Below are 16038 nucleotides of genomic sequence, written 5' to 3' on the forward strand. Positions count from 1 at the left end.
CTTACTCCTTGTTGACCAACCACTGCTTGAGATCGGTTTGAGTATCAATATCAATTGCCGCTTGCGCTAATGGCAAAACAGTCAATTGTTGCTGTTCTAAATGTCGTGTTAATATTTTTTTCGCACCACTGTCGCCTTCAAGTTGCTGTAATGCTTCAAAGTCACTGGCGAGAAAGATGGCTGGTACACCGGGGCTTTGCTGGTAATAAGCCGCAGTGGTTTTACCAAATTGGCAAAAAAGCCCATACAGGCTTAAATAATCTGAATGAGAGATGGCAACTTGATCTGCTAATGTCAGTAGTAATGCATCAGCCTGTTGTGATTGGGCATAACTTGCCGCCATAGCCACTGAACTTGCCAAACCTGATTGCCAGTTTTGATTGGTTAATATCTCAATGTCATTGGCGAGTAATGGACTAAGTAGGTCTTTATGGCCGCCAAGTACCAAAACTGGTGGCGATAGATCTAACTCGGTTGTCGCCTTACTCAATATTGCATAACTCTGTTGAATTAGGCTTTGCGCGTTATTATCAGCGCTTAACGTTGCGGCAAGTTTTGCCCCATTAAAGCGAGTACTACCCCCTGCGGCTAACATCACGGAGACCACATTAGGGGGAGTAGAAAATAAATTCATCAAAGCATGACCTTATCAAGATTACTTAACTCACCTTGCCGCTTAAGTCCGTGATGTAATACCCCGTGGCATTGAGACAAGATACTTAAGGCCACAGAACTTGGTAGCTCTCCGCCTAATGCCAGCCCTGCAGGGGCTGAGAAAAAGCCACTAAAATCATCAGTTGAAAGCTGACATTTTTGCAACACTTTATCTCTTCGATGAGTTGGCCCTAAAAGCGCGATATAAGCGAGGTTTGTTCCTTGCAATAGGCTTAATGCTGCAGCGTCCATATCCAAGTTATGATTCATAACTACGGCCGCATCAAGGTGTTGTATTTCTAACAAATCTATCTGCGTTAGTGGTTTTTTACAAATCTTAGCATCTGGAAAATCATAGCCTCTTGCATACGCAGAGCGACTATCAAATACGCTGACTTGCCAGTCAAGCTGCTGCGCCATAGCCACCAAAGGCTGTGCATCCAACCCGCCACCAAACACCCCTAAATGAAATGGGCTTCTGACTGGGATACGTAACAAGTTGAGGTTATTGTCAGAACTCACGTCAGTAACAATACCAGTAATAATGTCTGCTGCAGTTTGCTTGTAAGCTATGTCATCAGCAACGAACTTACCTACGACTTGGCCAGCATGGCTATGATGCTCAACTATCGATAATTGGTACGAGCCTTTTTTACCTAGCGTCAGCTGGTGATGTAACTCGGCTAAGCCGAGGTAATGATTATCACCTAATAGCGGCACCATCATAATGTTGACCAAACCACCACAACCTAGTTGGTAACTGGTGTCATTTTCATCAGTGGCGTCATAGGTTAATTGCTGAACTTGCTGGGTTTGTATGGACTTTTGTGCGTGACGACGTAAGTCTGCTTCCAAGCAGCCACCACTTAACATGCCTAAGGTTTTCCCCAAAGGGTCAAACAACATAATGGCGCCAGGTTTGCGGTATGAAGAACCTTCAACAGAAGTGATGACTGCTAAAGTCCAGTCTTGTTGCGGTTTTTCAGCCCAAGTGTCTAACAATGATAATAAATGATGTGCCATGAGTCCCTGCCAGCATGCTGATTGATATGAAAACACCGCTCAGCAGTAATTAATCAAAGCAGCATAAGTGCTTTAAGTGACTATAAGCTAGCAAAGCCGCTAAACAATGCAAAGCCTTATGGCACTTAACAAAGTATTAACTGTATTAATTTAAGGGCAGGAATAACTATGTTTGAACCAGCAAGTCAGGCTACTCGCTGGTTTAAGGGAGATGAATCTGATGTAAGATAAAATGTAACGGTTTATGCCAATTGGGCTAACACTGTATTTTACATTACAGTAAGTGCTAGCTTGCTGCGTAAGCCACCGCAAAATATAGCCAGCAGCTGAAAAATATGCTTGAGCCTAGCCCAATAATTGATCAGCAACAAATGGATTATGCTGACGCTCTTCTTCAAAAGTCGACATAGGACCATGACCGGGTATAAAGGTTACTTTTTCCCCTAAAGGCCATAATTTTTGTGTAATTGAGTGGATCAGTTGTTGATGGTCCGATTGCGGAAAATCAGTGCGGCCAATGGAGCTTCTAAATAGCACATCACCAACCCATGCAAGGTTTGATTTATTAGAGTGAAACACCACATGTCCTGGAGTATGACCGGGACAATGCACCACCGATAAACGCTCTTCGCCAATGGTCACTTCATCGCCTTCATTTAAATATTGGCTAGGCTCAAACGAGTCAACATGCGCAAAACCAAAGTTCTGGCTTTGCTTTGCTAGCCCTTGTAGCCAAAATTGGTCAGCGATATGTGGGCCAATGATAGGAATATTAAGCTGATTAGCCAGTGTTTTCGCGCCGCCAACATGATCAATATGACCATGGGTTAATAAGATTTTTTCTAAGCTCAGACCTAACTTATTAACTTCAGTAATAATACGTTCAATGTCACCACCGGGATCGACAACGGCTGCCAGTTTGGTTTTTTCACACCAAATAACACTACAATTTTGTTGAAACGGGGTGACTGGAATGATTTGGTACTTCATTACTTCTATCCTCAAATTGAGAAAATTATCGCGACCAAGTTATTATGCGTTAAAGCTTAATAAAATGTTTGATCTATCTATAAGAATCAAAAAATAAAACCAATTAGTTGGTTTGAACACAAGCATTTTTACTGAGCTTGCATCGCTGCCCAAACAAATGAATAATTTAACATCACCACTTCATTTAATTAGCATCATATTTTCATTGTGACCAAGGACTAACCTTCATACAATACTACCTTTCTGAATCCTATTTTCACAGGCACACCATGCAAATTGACAGTATTCTTTCTGGGATCGTTTCCACAAAACACTTTTTTAGCGTTCCATTAGATTATCAGCAGCCCGAAGGTGAGCAATTATCAATTTTTGTTCGGGAAATCGTCAGTACAGAAAACCAAGATTTATCCTTACCCTATTTAGTGTATTTTCAAGGTGGACCGGGCTTTGGTGCAGTGCGCCCTGTTGAGAATAGTGGCTGGATAAAACGCGCCCTAAAAGAATATCGAGTGCTGTTGCTTGATCAGCGCGGCACCGGTCTTTCAAGCTTACTAAATAGCGCCACACTGGCGCATTTAACCGCGCAAGAACAAGCCGATTATGTGTGCCACTTTAGAGCCGATAACATTGTTCGAGATGCTGAAGTAATTAGAGCTCAATTAGCAAATAATCAGCCATGGAGTATTTTAGGCCAAAGTTTTGGCGGCTTTTGTGTTTTACGCTATTTAAGCGCAGCGCCACAAGCACTAACTGAAGCCTTTATCACAGGTGGTATTCCATCATTAACCCGTCAAGCAGATGACGTCTATCAAGCAACCTATAAACGGGTACTTGCCAAAAACGCTGAATTTTATCATCGTTTCAAAGATGCTGAGTCATTAACAGCAGAACTGGCTGACTATATTGCTGATAATGACGTTTACCTTGCCACAGGCGAAAAACTCACCGTTGAGATGCTACAGCTGCTCGGGGTTAATATAGGTATGGAGCAAGGCCCTGAAGCCCTCTATTACTTACTTGAGCAAGCCATGATCGATACTGCCCAAGGTCGCACAATAAACCCGCTATTTTTGCATCAATTTAGTCAATTTTTGGATTACAACACCAACCCAATTTTCGCGTTATTGCATGAATCGATCTATTGCCAGCAGTTTCATCAACAAGGGGCTAATTGGTCAGCCCATAGAGTCAGAGAGCAGTTCCCTAAATTCAATTATCAACAAGGGCAGCGCTTACTGTTTACTGGCGAAATGATTTATCCATGGTTCTTTGAACAATTTAATCAGTTAAAGCCTCTCAAAGAGGTGGCAGAATTAATTGCGCAAAAATCAGATTGGAGCAATTTATACGATGTGGACGTGTTACTGCAAAACACCGTCCCGGTCACTGCGGCTATTTACAGTGAAGATATGTATGTTGATATGAATTACAGCCTTGAAACTGCGCAGCTAGTGAATAACCTCAGCTATTGGCTAACATCAGAATATGAGCATAATGGCATTCGTATGGATGGTGAGCATATTTTAGATAAACTCATTTCATTGAGCCGAAAGGATAGCATTCGATAACAAATGTAATTTAATGTTCAGTTTTAAATTGATTAATATTGAAGTCGATCACACTCCACAGCACGTCGACAGATTAAATTAATTTTCAGTTAAGTAAGTTCGGCCATAATCTAACCTGTTCCGCCCTTTATGTTGTGAACTAGTGAATTTTTATGAGTAAACCCTGATTCGGTTTACTCATTTTTTTTGCCTGAAATTCCGCTATTCCCTTTAAGAACAATCGAGTGCGAGCGATGCAATACCTGTATCCCATGATTTATTCATACAAACTCTCTTTTATCGGCTTATTTACTCGAGCTGCGCTTACGGGAAGTTTTAGCCGTAGAGGTTTTACTTGCTGCACCTTTGCGTTTATAGCCACTACTGGAGCGGCGTTTTTTATAGCCAGGCCCTTTAATCCCCTCAAGAGCTGTAGGTAATTGATTTGAAGCTTGCTCAATCAGTTGCTGTAATTGCGCTAACAATGGCTCCATAAAGGCATCATACCTAAGCTGCTTTTGACTTATGGCATCAAGGCTACTTTCCCACAGCGCAGTCATATCCGGTGTGGTGGCTGTTTCTGGTAATGAATGGATCAAGCCAACGCCAACTGGGGTGGCAATGATTGATTTACCCTGCCTTAATAAGTAACCGCGATTAAACAGTAATTCAATAATGCCTGCTCGGGTTGCCTCGGTGCCCAAGCCATCGGTGTCTTTTAGGATCTTCTTCACTTCAGGGTTAGTGACATAGCGATTGATACCCGTCATGGCGCCAAGCAAGGTCGCATCTGTAAAATGTTTTGGCGCTTGAGTGGTTTTTTCAAGCAATTCGCCACGCTCACAATGGAGTTGTTGACCTTTTTTCAGTGGCGGCAAAGTCGCTAAATTTTCATCATCACTGCCATCTGCATTATCTTTACCCTGCATTTTCGCAAATAAACATTTCCAACCTAATGACAGTTCTTGCTTAGCTTTAGTGGTGAATAAGCCACCCGCAATGGTCACTTCAACTTGGGTTTCATCATAAATATAGACGGGGTAAAACTGGGCTAAATACTGCCGTGCAATATGAGAATATAACTGCGACTCTTTGGCTGATAAGTTTGCCAAATTAGTGGTTTTTTCAGTGGGAATTATCGCGTGATGAGCATCAACTTTACTGTCATTCCAGGCTTTGGACTTAAGCTTGGCATTAGGTTTATCTGCTTTAGCGGTTAAACCGGCATCATTACTTAATACTGCGCGAATAACTTGGGGTGCAAGGCCATGTTGCTCAGCAGGTAAATAGCGACTATCTGAGCGCGGATACGTAATTAATTTATGCCTTTCATATAGACTCTGACAGGTATCAAGTACCTCTTTAGCGCTCATGCCAAAACGCTTGGCCGCATCGATTTGCAGGCTGGATAAACTATAAGGCAATGGGGGGTTCTGACGCTTATTTTTTGACTCAAGCTTGGTCACTTCAGCAGCTTTGTTGGTTATCCGCCCCACCACATTTTCAGCTAAGCCTTTGGCGAGCACTCGCCCCTCTTCATCCATATATGGCTGACATGCTTCACTGGGTTTCCACTTAGCCGAAAAGCCTTCTTGGTTATCGGTCAGTAAATGCGCCAATACTTCATAAAAAGCTTTGGGCTGAAAATTGGCAATTTCTTCATCTCGCCTTACCACTAACCCCAGTACCGGGGTTTGCACGCGACCAACAGACAATACTCCCTGATAACCTACTTTTTTGCCTTGAATGGTATAAGCGCGGGTCATATTCATGCCATATAGCCAATCTGCGCGGCTGCGGGCTAAGGCTGAGGTAGATAAGGGGACAAACTCTTTATTAGTGCGCAATTGCCCTAAGGCGCGTTTTACCGCCGAAGGGTTAAGATCGCTAATAAGTAAACGCTGGGTTTGAGCAATCTTGTCGGCCTTTACACCTGCATAGGAAATGACTTCATCCACCAGCAGCTGCCCTTCTCTATCAGGATCGCCAGCATTAACTAAACTCGATGCTTGTTTGATGAGCTTTTTTAAGATGCTCAACTGTGAGCGGGTATTAGTTTTAGGTTTTAACTGCCATTTACTCGGCACTATGGGTAAATGGGCTAATTGCCATGATTTAAAAGCGGGATCATAGACATCTGGTTCTGCTTGCTCTAACAAATGCCCTATACACCAAGACACGCAATCCCCATTGGCGCTCATGATAAAACCATCACCTTTTTTATGAGGCTTTGGTAATACATCGGCAATAGCACGGCCTAGACTGGGTTTTTCAGCAATATAGAGCATCATAGATTTATTAGACTTTTAAAACACTGTATGAAATTACAGTGTAATTTAGCGAATAGCAAAAATAAGTGCAACTGTTAATGCAATGGCAGGTTTCTTAGAAAGATAATCTGCCACTCAAAATACTAGGCTAAAGCATCAAAAAACACGCTTTTAAGGCGCTAAACTTAACCAAAAACAACCAATAAAAATTTACTTTAATTTGTGATCTTAATGCAAAAACACATCGGGAGATTAAGCTTTAATTCAGAATGTTCAGCTAGGAGGTTTATATTCAAACCATTGAATATAAACAATTAAACTAGTAATACCCCTAGTTTGTGATCTAGTCAACAGTTGCCAAGCAATCTTTACATTACGCTCCAATTACCCATTAAGAGGTAAGAAAAACATTTTGGAGTATGAGATGAAATTAATGAGCAAATGTCGTGTTGCTTTACTTGTGGCTACTGCACTGGGGATGAGTGCTTGTAATGATGGTAAAGATGGAAACGATGGCCTACCTGGCGAACCTGGTGCACCTTGGGTGCCACCAGTAGTGACCACATCAGCAGTAGCAAAAGTCATGGAATGGCAATATGCCGAGGGTGTCGTGAATGTTGAATTTTCGGTGGAGAACCAAGATGGGGTTCCAGTAGAAGATTTAGATAAAGTCCAGTTAATGTCAACCATCAAAAATGAAGCAGGTTTACTTGCTGACACTGTTGATGTGACTTGGGTTGCGGGTGATGATAACGCACCGGGTACGCTAACTCACGCTGGTGAGGGTATTTATAACCTTTCTATGCCACATGAAGCTGCGACATCTGAATCAATTGGTACTGGCTATATTCGACCAGGTAATGGCGAAAATGGTATGCCACGTACTAAACGCGTGATGTTTACCAAAAACGATTCTTATGCACAAGTTAGCACCACTGACGATGCTAAATGTGTCGCCTGTCACGGTGAATTTGAAGATGCTACTGGCAACGCAACGTGGGGTTGGCATCAACATCACCATGCAATCGACAATGACCAAGAAGTGGTTGTCGTTGAAGCATGTCTAGTTTGTCACACTCAAACTGAACAAAAAGATGGCGGCTGGGCTGAAAACACCATGGCAATGCTAGGACATGGTAAATTAGCTGATGGCGAAGGTGGTTATTTAGCTTCTGGCCACGAAGCATTAGCTAAGAGAATGTCCTCAGAAGATCCAAGTAAGAGTGCTTACTCAATGGATAAGTACCGCTGTTCAACGTGTCACATTGACGATGTGGTATTTACAGCATCTCTCAATGGCTGTACGACTTGTCATGCTAATTTACAAGATGCAGATAAAGATTTAACTGTTAATCACAGTAACTTTACTGACCTTGATTGTGCAACCTGTCACAATTCGTTCCAACATGAACATGAAAACGGTGCAAATCGTGATGAAGCATTAAACCGCTATAACTTTGAAGTTATTTCTGTTGTTCGTAGTGAAGATAAAGCGACGATTGAAGTCACTGCAAAAGCGACTGATAGCGAAGGTAAGGTTGTTGATATCTTAGCAATCGAAGACACAGATGCAGAACCAGCGGGTTGGGCTACTGTCATGAAAAACGGCGAAGCGATGCTTCCTGGTCGTGACGCAGGACATGTAGCACGTTCTAAATCGACTCGTGCTGGCGACGACAATACCACGGTTTATATCATCGAACATGCTCTACCATATGAAGAAGGTGAAAAATTATTTGGTGGTGTCGATGGTAGTGTTCATTACACTCATCGCTGGGGATACCCTGCTATAGCACCTATTTCAGTATCAAACGTTAAAGACGTCCGTCGTACTAGCTCTGACGGTCTAAAGTGTCTTTCTTGTCATACTGAAGGTCTAGATGGGCACGGTAGTAAGCGTGGTGGCTTCGATTTAGGCGGTGACTCATGTGTACAATGTCATTCCGCTTATAACTGGGAACCTGCTAGAGAAGGTGAAGACTACGCGATGGCGTGGGGACCATTGGTTCATAACATGCACTTTGGAGCATACAAGCAAGACCGAGGTCTAAATGACATGCCAACAACCGACAGAAACATGCCGGTAGACTGTCAGGCTTGTCACACTGGTATGATTGACCTTGAAGATGTAGCACCAGCAGTTGTGTTAAACGGTATGGATGAAAGCAGTGTTTACGGTATCACGGCGATTTCTGCTAACTGTGCCACTTGTCATACAGGTGATGCTGCGAAAAATCACATGATACAACAAGGTGGTGATTTCGATGTGGTTATCACGCCAGAAGCTGATCACACTCACACGGGTGAAAGTGGCGACTTTGCCGTATTTGACCCTGCACCTATCACTGAATCATGTTCTGTATGTCATTCCCCTGCAAGACTAGCTGAAGCTCATAATTACTAATATTTTTATATTAATAATCTGAGATTGATTCATCATCAATAAACCGAGCAAAATGCCTGAAGTGATTCAGGCATTTTTTTATCTGTAGTACTAGTTTCGATTACTGAAGGAAAAGAAAAACAAAAAAGCCAGCGGCTAGCTGGCTTTAATCAGTTACTTAGAAAGTATCGTTTAAGGATGACAAACGTTATGCATTTCTAAGTTAGTACCAATGTCTTTATTATTGGCTTTGGCATCATCATTTCGCAGTTGAGTCAGGTGATCCAAGTACGCCTGGTCAACATCGTTAGTGATGTAATGACCATCAAATACTGAGGTTTCAAAGCGCTTAATTTCTGGATTTTCCATTCCAACGGCTTCAACCAAGTCTGATAAGTCTTGGAAGATAATCCCATCAGCGCCGATGATTTTAGCGATTTCATCAGCATCACGGCCATGAGCAATCAACTCATTGGTGGTTGGCATATCAATACCGTAGACATTCGGGAAGCGAATTTCAGGTGCTGCTGAAGCAAAATACACTTTCTTAGCCCCAGCTTCACGAGCCATTTCAATGATTTGCTCAGAGGTGGTACCACGAACAATTGAGTCGTCAACTAACAATACGTTCTTACCAGTAAATTCAGTTTTAATCGCGTTTAGCTTACGGCGAACAGATTTCTTACGCTCTTGCTGACCCGGCATAATAAAAGTACGGCCAATATAGCGGTTTTTAACAAAACCTTGGCGATATGGCAGGTCCATTCCACGAGCAATTTCTAGGGCGATATCACACGAGGTTTCAGGAATTGGGATCACCACGTCAATATCATAATCTTCCCATTCCTTTTGAATTTTTGCGCCTAATTTAGCCCCCATGTTTACACGGCTGGCATAGACAGACACTTTATCAATACTCGAGTCTGGACGAGCGAAATAGACGAATTCAAAAATACAAGGTGCATAGCTTGGCTCAACCGCACATTGGCGAGTAAATAGTTGACCATCAAGTGAAATATAAACTGCTTCGCCTGGCGCAACGTCGCGCATCACTTCAAAGCCAACTGCATCAAGTGCCACTGATTCAGAGGCGACCATGTATTCGGTACCTGTTGGGGTTTCGTTCTTACCAAGTACTAAAGGACGGATCCCAAATGGGTCACGAAATGCCACTAAGCCTTGGCCAATAATCATCGCCGCAGCAGCATAAGCACCGCGAGTTTGTGCATGAACTTTCGCTATTGCATCAAAAACTTCATCAGCGCTTAAGGTTAAGCTGCGGGTTTCTTGCAGTTCATCAGCAAGCAAGTTTAATAACACTTCAGAATCTGAGGTGGTATTTACATGACGGCGCTTTTTGATCAGTCCTTCAGCAAGCTCAACTGTATTGGTTAAGTTACCGTTATGGGCTAAGGAAATACCAAATGGTGAGTTAACATAGAATGGTTGTGCTTCAGAGGCACTCGAGCTGCCTGCTGTTGGATAACGTACGTGTCCAATACCTGCATTACCTTGAAGGCGTTGCATGTGTTTGATTTCAAATACGTCTTTAACGAGTCCATTAGCCTTACGTAAACGAAATGCATTTTTGTCCACGGTCACGATGCCTGCAGCATCTTGACCACGGTGCTGAAGCACGGTCAACGCATCATAAATGGTTTGATTAACCGATGACAGACCAACTATTCCGACGATACCACACATGGGTAAGCTTCCTCATTGTAAGATGTTTTATATTTATATTTATATTTTGGGTACAAAGCTGGAGGTATTTTCCAGATAGTCAAAAAACCACTGAATAACCACACCAAATTGGGGTACAAGCTCTGAATCCGTCCACCAGTCTTGACTTGAAGCACCGGTAAACGCATCCAGAAAAAATAATATTGCGCTGACGATTAACGCCCCGCGAAGCGCGCCAAAGCACAAACCTAATACGCGGTCTGTGCCTGACAAGCCGGTTTTTGACACCAGTTGGCCTAATATGTAATTAACTAAGGCACCAAGAATGAGAGTAGCGATAAATAAAATAGCAATTGCAACGCCATTTCTAAGCATTTCGTCATTCATCTGCGTTAGGTGAACAGCGAGATCTTGATAAAATTGGCTAGCAACAAAGAAAGCAGCGAACCATACCACTAGCGACATGGCTTCTTTGGCAAATCCACGTATCAAACTGATAACAGTTGATAGGCCGATGATAATGAGAATAGCGTAATCAATCCAAACCATTGAGAGAGGGATCCGGTATAGATGTTAAGACGGCGCGATTCTAACAGAGACTGAAAAGTTTCACACCTCTAGCAGAATAAATTGACTGTGCGCTGAAAAAAACAATGATGAATAGTTAGTTTTCTAGGGGATTGTATTGCACAATCTTGCCTTGAAGACCGGTTATTTTCTGTATTTTTTGTTGATAACTTTTCAGTTTATCTGCTGAGAGTTCAGGGCCGACAAACACTTTTGTTAAAGAACCATCAATCGGTTTTGTCGGTAATGTATAAGCGGTAAAACCATTAGTGCGCAGCTTTTGAACTAAGCCTTCAACATTTTTAGCGTTATTAAAACCACCCAACTGCAAGGTAAATCCCGCTTTGATGGGCTGAGCTTGTTTTATGGCTGATTTAACAGTTTCAGGCTTTGAGGTTACTGCTGTTAATGCGGTTGCGGTGTTGGCACTTGTGACTGACTTTGTTCCACTGTCAGTTTTAGTCGCTGGCGTAGTGCTGGTTTTTTCTGAAACTTGAGCTAAATCTTGGGTTGCTGCAATCTCTTCAACTTCAAAGGTTTCAGGAGTGTAACCCTCGCCAATTTGATCGCTTGCTTGCTCAGTAATCACTGGGCGTAAAGGAATTTCTGTAAACTCTTCAACTTGGCGCTGCTTTTTACCGTCTAATAAATCAGGTAAAAATATAACCCCAAGAGCAACGATCACTATGGTGCCAACTAAACGGTTTTGAAATTGACCAGACAAATCTTTATCCCTTTTTTAATAATTCACTAAACGCTGCCACAGTGTAAAATGAGCCAAAAACAATTACTACATCATCTGCATTTATATTTGACTTAATACTGCGCCAAGCCAAATCCATTGAGTCAAATTGTGATGCAGACAAGCTTGTATTTAACTCCTTGGCTAATGTTTTAGCATCATTTCCGCGCTCAACCGGTAATGATACAAAGTTCCATTCATCAATACTGTCTTCAAGCTCCTTTAAAACTGCAGCGGCATCTTTACCTTTTAACATACCGCATAAGGCAATAATGCGCGCAGGCTTAAAGCCTTGCAGTTGCGTAGCAAGGTATTTCGCAGCATGGGGATTATGTGCTACATCAACCCACACTTTTGGTTGTTCTAGTACTTGCTCAAAGCGGCCTGACAAACTGGCATTGGCAATGCCCTGTTTAATATCGTTATCACTGAGTTGTGGGAAAGCCTGCTCAATAACAGCAATGGCAGTGGCGGCATTGGCTAAAGGTAATCTCGGTAATGGTATAGCCTCTATGCTGCGATTAGCACTGCTATAGTGCCAAGTTGAGCGGTTATCTGTGCTAGTGTCATTTGCAATAACATAGCTAAAGTCTTTATTAACACTATAAGCATACGCATTAATCGCTTGGGCATATTCGGTTATGGAATTAGGGCAATCAGGTTCGCCAATCACCGCTAAACTCTCAGTTCTAAATACTCCTGCCTTTTCACGGCCGACTAGCTCTCTGGTATCACCTAGATACTCTTGATGATCAATATCAATCGAGGTAATGACACTGACATCGGCATCAATAATATTGGTTGCATCTAAACGACCACCTAAGCCCACTTCCAGTAAAATAATCTCAGGTTTAGCCAGCTTGAAAATATATAATCCTGTTAAGGTGGCAAATTCAAAAAAGCTTAATGAGATCTCAGCGCGGGCATGTTCAATGACACTAAAGGCTTCAATAATTTGCGCATCTGTCACGTCAATATGATTAAGCCTTACGCGCTCGTTAAAGTTAACTAAGTGCGGCGAGCTATAAACCCCAACCGTTTTACCGGCTTGCAAAAATACCGCCTCAAGCATGGCGCAAGTGGTACCTTTGCCATTGGTTCCGGCAACGGTAATCACTTTAGAGTCAGCTAAGGACAATAGACTTAAACGCTCAGCAACGGCCGTGACTCGGGTTAAGCCCATATCTATTTCAGTGGGGTGAATCGATAATAAATAATCTAACCATTGGGACAAGCTTGCGTCTTTTGCAGGCTTAACGGTTAATTGCGTGTCATTATCTGTCTTCATTGTATCCCTTTTGAATTTGTCCCATGCTCACATTGTTGTTTCGTAAACAGTAAAAATGCGACTATTTAGCGATCAGTAGCAGCTAAGTGTCTAATCTTGCATAAATAGCGGCCCCATTGGCGGCTTAGGTAAGTTGTAGTGCTCTGGGTAAGTCACATCCACCAGATATAAGCCATTGGGCTTTGATGTCGGCGCGGCAAATTTTCTATCTTTTAATGCTAGAAGTTCATTAACCCACTCAATTTTTTGATGTGACTGGCCGATTTCAAGTAAGGTGCCAACAATATTACGCACCATATGATGCAAAAATGCATTGGCTTTAATATCGATAATAATGAATGTTCCTTGACGAGTGACATTAACAAATTCAATGGTTCTTACCGGGCTATGGGCTTGGCACTGTAATGCTCTGAAGCTGGTAAAGTCATGTTCACCAACAAACAATTGCGCGCCTTGGTGCATCAAATTGTGATCCAGTGGGTAGTGATAATGGGTTAAACCCTTATTTAAAATACCCGGTCTAAATTCACTGTTATTGATAATATAACGATATCGACGTGCAGTCGCTGAAAAGCGAGCATGGAAGGTCTCATCCACTTCTTTCGCCCAGCGGATTGCAATATTATCAGGTAGCTTGGCATTAACGCCTAATGTCCACGCTGACATCGCTCGATTAGCTTGAGTATCAAAATGTATGACTTGACCTGTTCCATGTACCCCAGAATCTGTACGTCCCGCACAGATAATTTCAATCGGTTCATTGGCAATTGATGATAACGCCGCTTCGATTTGCGCTTGCACAGAATCAACTTCTTTCTGTCTTTGCCAACCAAAATATTGACTACCATCGTATTCGACGCCTAAGGCCACACGCATTGATTAAACCCTCTAATTTTAAGTGCGCGCATTTTATAACAAATTAACTGAAGATGTAATGCAAAAGCACGACCCACTGTCAGAGTCTGTATACCTGATACAAAAACGGCGCAGTTAACTGCGCCGTTTTATGTACTTTATGATTAGCTTATATCATTCAGTAGTTTTGAGGCTTCACTTTGTTGGCGTTCATTACCGTCAATTTTGACTTCAGTGAGTAATGCTTTGGCAGCATCTTCATCTTCAATCTCAATGTAGGCACGGGCCAGATCTAATTTGGCATTAACTGAATTTTCTTCGTCATCAACATCAATCATTTCCGCATTGCCAATAAGGGCATTAACTTCGCCCATATCCACTTCAACATCTTTGTACTGATCGCTTACTTCAACTATTTCATCGGCATCATTTAATAATACGTCAATATCGATGAAACCGTTTTCTTGTTCAAAGGTATTAAGAGTCTCTTCAGATGGTGTTGATTGCTTTTCTTCAGCGTCAAGGGCTGCAAGGGCTTCATCAACAGTTAAATTATCTTCAGTAAGAGAATAACTGCCATCATCTGCACTATTAACTTCATCTGCACTATCAACATCATCTTGGTTGCAGGCTTGTTTAAATAATTCTGACTCCCAATCTAATTTGGCCGGCTCAGCTTTTTTTGATTTTAGATCATCAAAAAAGCCTGACTCTTTTGGCTCAAATTCAGGGTTTTCGTTAAGCTTGCTGTCATGGTCAGTGTCAGTGTCTTTATCAGCGACTGTGTCTGGAGCTGCATCAGTTTCAGCTAAGTCATCATCAAGTGCTGACAGGCCTGCCAGCATGTTATCAAATTCAGCTTCAGAGCCTCTTTCGTCCTCCGAAAACTCATCGATTGAAAATAATGGCGGTTCATCATCCTCGGCGAGCTTATCGACATCAAAGTCTGCCAATAACGCATCAAGATCGTCGGCATCTGTATTGCTATCGTTATTAGACTCTGTTGATTTCTCAGCCGCTAATAACTGGTTAACGAGGGGATCATCGTGCTGATCATCATCTAGGCCAAGAGTGACATCATCACCAGAGGCAAATGTGAGTGGCTCGGCTTGGCGCGTATCTGTATCTGCAAGACTGGCTTCTGGCTCATTATTCATGTCAGCAAGCAAGGCATCTAAATCGGCATCCGATGTGGTGGCGTTTTCGTGCTCGCCTTGTTCCTGCTCAAGCTCGGCGGCAATTTGCGCGGCGAAATCATCTGCCCCAGTAAATGACTCTTCAGGCTCTGCTGTCTGTTGAGGTAACTCGGTTTGTGTTTCTAAATCTGAAATGAGTGAGTCAAGATCGCTATTGTCGCTATCAATTTCAAGCTCTGATTCAATTTGGGCTAGCTCAGAAGCTAATTGCTGCTCGACATCGACATCTGAAGTGGCTAGCGGAGTAAACTCTTTTTCAGGATCGACTGTTGCCAGTAACTCATCAAGATTCTCGCTGTCATCTAATGTGGTGGCAACATCGCTTTCTAATTCAGCTGCAATTTCGGCAGAAAAATCTTCTGCCCCTTCAACATCATCAGTAACGTCGATGGATGCAAGTAAGGCGTCAATATCATCAACTGAATCATCAACTGCGCTATTGGCAGATTCATCAGCCTGTGTATCGACAACATTTGATGATTCAGGCGCTAAATCAAAGTCAGCTAGTAAGCTGTCGATGTCATCTTGAGTATCTGTTTCTGGCGTTTGCTGTAAAGATCCGCTATCTAATTCACCGTCTGCTTCACTGCCTGCTTCGGTTATAGCTTCATCTGCCGGTAAATCAAAATCTGCCAGTAAGCTGTCGATATCATCTTGGGTATCTGTTTGGCTTGGTTCTGGTGCGACTTCAGATTCATATTCAGATTCAGATTCAGCTTCAGCTTCAGCTTCAGCTTCAGCTTCAGCTTCAGCAGCAACTTCAGCAGCAACTTCACCAGCATTATCCGTCGGTAAATCAAAATCAGCCAGTAAGCTGTCGATGTCATCTTGAACATCTGT

General features: G+C 42.5%; 12 protein-coding genes. 2 read left to right on the top strand and 10 right to left on the bottom strand.

The genetic code is table 11. The features are described 5' to 3' along the window. Nucleotide 1: 1 nt before the first annotated feature. The 3 genes from Q4591_RS17595 to Q4591_RS17605 all read right to left on the bottom strand — a co-directional run bounded on the left by Q4591_RS17595 (nucleotide 2) and on the right by Q4591_RS17605 (nucleotide 2667). Nucleotides 2-634 (bottom strand): nucleotidyltransferase family protein, encoded by a 633-nt coding sequence (locus Q4591_RS17595; RefSeq protein ID WP_102476963.1) that lies wholly within the window; start codon nucleotides 632-634, stop codon nucleotides 2-4. Next, nucleotides 634-1677: an XdhC family protein gene (locus tag Q4591_RS17600; RefSeq protein ID WP_102437437.1), complete on the bottom strand. Its 1044-nt coding sequence runs from the start codon at nucleotides 1675-1677 to the stop codon at nucleotides 634-636. The genes Q4591_RS17595 and Q4591_RS17600 overlap by 1 nt, the downstream gene beginning before the upstream one ends. A 345-nt stretch (nucleotides 1678-2022) precedes the next feature. Then, nucleotides 2023-2667, bottom strand: coding sequence for an MBL fold metallo-hydrolase (locus tag Q4591_RS17605; RefSeq protein WP_102476960.1), 645 nt, complete (start codon nucleotides 2665-2667; stop codon nucleotides 2023-2025). Nucleotides 2668-2936: 269 nt separating this feature from the next. Between Q4591_RS17605 and Q4591_RS17610 the strand changes: the two genes are divergently transcribed. Continuing rightward, complete coding sequence (locus Q4591_RS17610) at nucleotides 2937-4235, top strand: alpha/beta fold hydrolase (protein WP_303410787.1); 1299 nt, start codon at nucleotides 2937-2939, stop codon at nucleotides 4233-4235. 284 nt (nucleotides 4236-4519) lie between these two features. Here Q4591_RS17610 and Q4591_RS17615 read toward each other — a convergent pair whose 3' ends face one another. Further along, nucleotides 4520-6505, bottom strand: a complete 1986-nt coding sequence (locus tag Q4591_RS17615; RefSeq protein WP_303462150.1) for a DNA topoisomerase III — start codon at nucleotides 6503-6505, stop codon at nucleotides 4520-4522. A gap of 403 nt (nucleotides 6506-6908) precedes the next feature. Between Q4591_RS17615 and Q4591_RS17620 the strand changes: the two genes are divergently transcribed. Beyond that, nucleotides 6909-8888, top strand: coding sequence for a hypothetical protein (locus Q4591_RS17620; RefSeq protein ID WP_303462152.1), 1980 nt, complete (start codon nucleotides 6909-6911; stop codon nucleotides 8886-8888). Between the two features lie 171 nt (nucleotides 8889-9059). Here Q4591_RS17620 and purF read toward each other — a convergent pair whose 3' ends face one another. The 6 genes from purF to Q4591_RS17650 all read right to left on the bottom strand — a co-directional run. Further along, complete coding sequence (gene purF, locus Q4591_RS17625; protein ID WP_102476956.1) at nucleotides 9060-10571, bottom strand: amidophosphoribosyltransferase; 1512 nt, start codon at nucleotides 10569-10571, stop codon at nucleotides 9060-9062. 39 nt (nucleotides 10572-10610) lie between these two features. Beyond that, nucleotides 10611-11099, bottom strand: coding sequence for a CvpA family protein (locus tag Q4591_RS17630; protein WP_076537127.1), 489 nt, complete (start codon nucleotides 11097-11099; stop codon nucleotides 10611-10613). A gap of 115 nt (nucleotides 11100-11214) precedes the next feature. Next, the gene (locus Q4591_RS17635) at nucleotides 11215-11841 is read right to left on the bottom strand and encodes an SPOR domain-containing protein (RefSeq protein WP_102437449.1); all 627 of its coding nucleotides are present in this window, start codon (nucleotides 11839-11841) and stop codon (nucleotides 11215-11217) included. Nucleotides 11842-11845: 4 nt separating this feature from the next. Continuing rightward, on the bottom strand, nucleotides 11846-13147 hold the full coding sequence (gene folC / locus Q4591_RS17640) for a bifunctional tetrahydrofolate synthase/dihydrofolate synthase (RefSeq protein WP_303462154.1): 1302 nt from the start codon (nucleotides 13145-13147) through the stop codon (nucleotides 11846-11848). 90 nt (nucleotides 13148-13237) lie between these two features. Further along, nucleotides 13238-14023 carry a tRNA pseudouridine(38-40) synthase TruA gene (truA, locus tag Q4591_RS17645; protein WP_102437454.1) on the bottom strand — a complete coding sequence of 262 codons (786 nt, stop codon included), beginning with the start codon at nucleotides 14021-14023 and terminating at the stop codon, nucleotides 13238-13240. Nucleotides 14024-14166: 143 nt separating this feature from the next. Continuing rightward, nucleotides 14167-16038, bottom strand: a 1872-nt coding sequence (locus Q4591_RS17650; RefSeq protein WP_303462157.1) for a FimV/HubP family polar landmark protein, incomplete at its 5' end; no start/stop codon positions are given.

The sequence above is a fragment of the Shewanella sp. 3_MG-2023 genome, assembly GCF_030548765.1.
Taxonomy (GTDB): Bacteria; Pseudomonadota; Gammaproteobacteria; order Enterobacterales; family Shewanellaceae; genus Shewanella.

What these genes read in the sequence shown, in the direction of transcription:
- Q4591_RS17630 (WP_076537127.1), bottom strand. Translation starts at nt 11,099, where the DNA reads ATGGTTTGGATTGATTACGCTATTCTCATTATCATCGGCCTATCAACT.
- folC (WP_303462154.1), bottom strand. Translation starts at nt 13,147, where the DNA reads ATGAAGACAGATAATGACACGCAATTAACCGTTAAGCCTGCAAAAGAC.
- Q4591_RS17600 (WP_102437437.1), bottom strand. Translation starts at nt 1,677, where the DNA reads ATGGCACATCATTTATTATCATTGTTAGACACTTGGGCTGAAAAACCG.
- Q4591_RS17610 (WP_303410787.1), top strand. Translation starts at nt 2,937, where the DNA reads ATGCAAATTGACAGTATTCTTTCTGGGATCGTTTCCACAAAACACTTT.
- Q4591_RS17620 (WP_303462152.1), top strand. Translation starts at nt 6,909, where the DNA reads ATGAAATTAATGAGCAAATGTCGTGTTGCTTTACTTGTGGCTACTGCA.
- purF (WP_102476956.1), bottom strand. Translation starts at nt 10,571, where the DNA reads ATGTGTGGTATCGTCGGAATAGTTGGTCTGTCATCGGTTAATCAAACC.
- Q4591_RS17595 (WP_102476963.1), bottom strand. Translation starts at nt 634, where the DNA reads ATGAATTTATTTTCTACTCCCCCTAATGTGGTCTCCGTGATGTTAGCC.
- Q4591_RS17615 (WP_303462150.1), bottom strand. Translation starts at nt 6,505, where the DNA reads ATGATGCTCTATATTGCTGAAAAACCCAGTCTAGGCCGTGCTATTGCC.
- Q4591_RS17605 (WP_102476960.1), bottom strand. Translation starts at nt 2,667, where the DNA reads ATGAAGTACCAAATCATTCCAGTCACCCCGTTTCAACAAAATTGTAGT.
- truA (WP_102437454.1), bottom strand. Translation starts at nt 14,023, where the DNA reads ATGCGTGTGGCCTTAGGCGTCGAATACGATGGTAGTCAATATTTTGGT.